General features: G+C 63.1%; 3 protein-coding genes. 1 reads left to right on the plus strand and 2 read right to left on the minus strand.

The genetic code is table 11. From position 1 onward, the window contains the following. Positions 1 to 137: 137 nt before the first annotated feature. Complete coding sequence (locus tag RM2_RS22845) at positions 138 to 626, minus strand: hypothetical protein (RefSeq protein ID WP_072691739.1); 489 nt, start codon at positions 624 to 626, stop codon at positions 138 to 140. 410 nt (positions 627 to 1,036) lie between these two features. On the opposite strand from RM2_RS22845, the gene RM2_RS22850 reads away from it, so the two are divergent. Continuing rightward, entirely contained in the window at positions 1,037 to 2,581 is a 1,545-nt protein-coding gene (locus RM2_RS22850; protein WP_084721971.1) for an NCS1 family nucleobase:cation symporter-1, read from the plus strand. 12 nt (positions 2,582 to 2,593) lie between these two features. Here the strand turns inward: RM2_RS22850 and RM2_RS24970 are convergent, their stop codons facing one another. Further along, the gene (locus RM2_RS24970; RefSeq protein WP_072691741.1) at positions 2,594 to 2,866 is read right to left on the minus strand and encodes a carbon-nitrogen hydrolase family protein; all 273 of its coding nucleotides are present in this window, start codon (positions 2,864 to 2,866) and stop codon (positions 2,594 to 2,596) included. Positions 2,867 to 3,101: the final 235 nt, after the last annotated feature.

Raw genomic sequence — 3,101 nt, forward strand, 5'->3', positions numbered from 1 at the left:
GGGCGGCTTTTTCGAAGCGTGCTCCGAGGACGCGACCGGGAAGCGGACTTGGAGGCACCGGGACTTGGAGGCACCGGGACCTAGAGGCACCGGGACTTAGAGGCACCGGGATTCGCTCGGCTAAGCATCACTGCTGTTCAGGAGTCCGCGCCGGGTGGGAGGCAGACTGAATCGAAGCACGTATCGGTGCTCACGCGGAGGGGGAGGGGCTGCGCCGTCCCGGACTTGGCGTAGGCGGTCTCCGGGAGCGGCGACGAACCCCAGACGTCCTCGCCGGGGCCTTCGTTCTCCCTGCAAATCCAGTGGATCAGGTAGTTGCCGTCGGGGACCGCGGCGAAGACGAAGTCACGCAATCCGGGCTCGATGTTCACATTGGCTGCACGGAAGACGGCAACTGAATCCGGATTCACGATGTCGTCCGCCGCGCTCAGTCCAACCAATCCGCACACGATGTCCCCTTCGGTGCCGTTGGTGATCGTAGTGGTGACGGTACTGCCGGAAACGGTGGCCCCGATGCTCACATCGTCGGATTCGGCCAGCGTGGAACCTGCGGTGATCACTGCGAGTAGTCCGCCCAAGATCATCGAGATCATCGAGGTGGCGACGCGTTCCTTGAGTGTCTTCATCGGGAACCCTCTTCCTCAGCGACTTCGTCCCTGACATCATCCTGTCGATCCTTGATACCCGCGGCGCGGACGGATAAACGGAAGGTGTTCGGCTGAAAGGCACTCGGCGGTTCGCAAGTACTCCAAAGCGTCCATCGAGACGAGTCGGCCTCTCGAAGCTCAACTCGCGAGACCGGCCGCATCGCGCTCGACACGACAGCGTCGCGCCGGGTGAACCCGACAGAACCGTCGGTCAGAGTCGAAGGGTGCGTCGGTACGATCGCGTGCAGTGATAGGTCGGGATGGATTGGCTGGCTCCACCACCCGCTCGTTCGACCACCATCGGTAGGGAGCGCAGGTGACCGGTTCCCGACAGACCGAAGAGCAGGCCCGCGCGACACTCGCGGTGACAGAACCAATCATGCTCGACGATGCGCGCGACGAGATCCTCCGCGACAGCGCACAAGGCGGGCCGTGATTTGGTACGCCAGGACCCGACCCTGCCGCACCCCGCCGCCGCACCGGCCCAGCCCCGGATTAGTGAGCGGCTCTACAATCAGGATCTTGCCCCCACAAAGGCGAGAGGTCGATCCTGGACCTCCTACAATATTTTCGCGCTGTGGGCCAACGACGTGCACAGCCTCGCCAACTACGGTTTTGCCTTGGGCCTGTTCGCCCTGGGCTTGGGGGGCTGGCAGATCCTGCTGGCCCTGGGTGTCGGCGGCGCCCTTCTGTTCATTCTGCTGACTTTCTCTGGTCTGATGGGCCAAAAGACCGGTGTTCCGTTCCCGGTCATGAGCCGCATTTCCTTCGGCGTCCGGGGCGCCCAGATTCCGGCGCTGATCCGCGGCGGCATCGCCGTCGTCTGGTTCGGGATCCAGACCTACCTGGCATCCCTGGTGCTGCGCGTCGCGTTGATCACCCTGGCCCCCGGGCTTCAACGCTTGGAAGGAAATTCGATCCTCGGTCTGTCCACACTCGGCTGGCTGACCTTCGGCTTTCTGTGGATCGTGCAGACCTACATCGTCCTGCGCGGGATGGACGTGATCCGCAGATATGAGGCGTTCGCCGGGCCGGTCATCCTGACCACCATGGTCGCCCTCGCAGTATGGACGTTCGGCAGGGCCGGCGGCTCCATGTCCTGGTCTACCAATAACCAACTCACCGGTGCCGCCATGTGGCTGCAGATCTTCACTGGGGGAGCGCTCTGGGTGTCCATTTACTCAGCCTTCGTACTGAACTTCTGCGAGTTCACCCGGTCCTCGAAGACCCGCACATCCATCGTCAAAGGAAACTTCTGGGGCATCCTCATCAGTTCGCTCTTCTTCGGCGTCATCGTTATCGTGATGGCGGGGGCGCAGTTCGAGATCGACGGTGTCATCGTCACAAGCCCCGCCGACATCGTCGAGGCCATCCCTAACACCGTCCTGCTGGTGGCCGGATCCTTGTCCCTGCTGGTGCTGACCGTCGCAGTGAATCTGAATGCCAACTTCGTGGCCCCCATCTATGTGCTGACCAACCTGTTCCCCAGGAAGCTAAACTTCACCCGTGCAGGCCTGGTCAGCGCCATCATCGGCCTCGTCATCCTCCCCTGGAACCTATACAGCAACCCGGCAGTGATCGTCTATTTCCTCGGCGGGCTGGGCGCCTTGGTCGGCCCCCTGTTCGGCGTTATCTTCGCCGATTACTGGATACTCCGACGAACCAAGATCAACGTCCCCGATCTTTACACCGAGGATCCCACCGGTGCCTACTACTACCGCCACGGCTTCAACCCCCGAGCCCTCGCCGCAGTCGTCCCGGCGACCCTCTGCTCGCTCCTGATCGCGTTCATCCCTGCACTCGGCGCCCTGTCCGCGTTCTCCTGGTTCTTCGGCGCGGGTATCGGAGCCTTGACATACATTCTCCTGGCCGACCGCACCCAGTCATTCGAGGATGTGTCGGGCGAGGTGATCGCGGTCCCCAGCATGCGCTGACGTGGCCTCATATCAGATCCCCGCTTTGCAAACCCGGGTCTTCGGATCACTGGTCTGGGCCAGGGGACCGTACAGTTCGGGACGCCGGTCGGCGTGAACGTTGCTCGTGTCGCTGATGGCCTTGTCGAGCGCGTCGACAAGTCGGCATTCGGCGATGATGGTCGAGGGCTCGGCATTCGGGTCGCCACCGGCGAGCGGCCATCCGTCGGCATCGACTATTACCGAGGCGCCGACCCAGTTGACACCACGTTCCTCGCCGGTTCGGTCGCATGCGGCGATGAACATGCGGTCTCCGCTGTGTCTGCTTGCACGCGCACGACCTCGGCGGGTCGCTCACGATCGGGGCGTGGAAAGGCCGGCCAGTTGACTGGTGCGCACAGTAGTTGCGCATCGGCAAGTGCGGGCAGCCGTACCCATTCGGGGAATTCGAGGTCGTAGCAGATCAGCATTGCGATGGCGCCGAACTCGGGGGAACCCCGGGAGGTCGTGGGCGGTGTCAAGCCGTGGAAGCAACGGAGTC

Source organism: Rhodococcus marinonascens NBRC 14363 (assembly GCF_001894885.1).
GTDB lineage: Bacteria > Actinomycetota > Actinomycetes > Mycobacteriales > Mycobacteriaceae > Rhodococcus_F > Rhodococcus_F marinonascens.

Excerpts from the sequence above, each read along its gene's own strand:
- RM2_RS22850 (WP_084721971.1), top strand. The coding sequence starts at position 1,037 with ATGCGCGCGACGAGATCCTCCGCGACAGCGCACAAGGCGGGCCGTGAT.
- RM2_RS22845 (WP_072691739.1), bottom strand. The coding sequence starts at position 626 with ATGAAGACACTCAAGGAACGCGTCGCCACCTCGATGATCTCGATGATC.
- RM2_RS24970 (WP_072691741.1), bottom strand. The coding sequence starts at position 2,866 with ATGTTCATCGCCGCATGCGACCGAACCGGCGAGGAACGTGGTGTCAAC.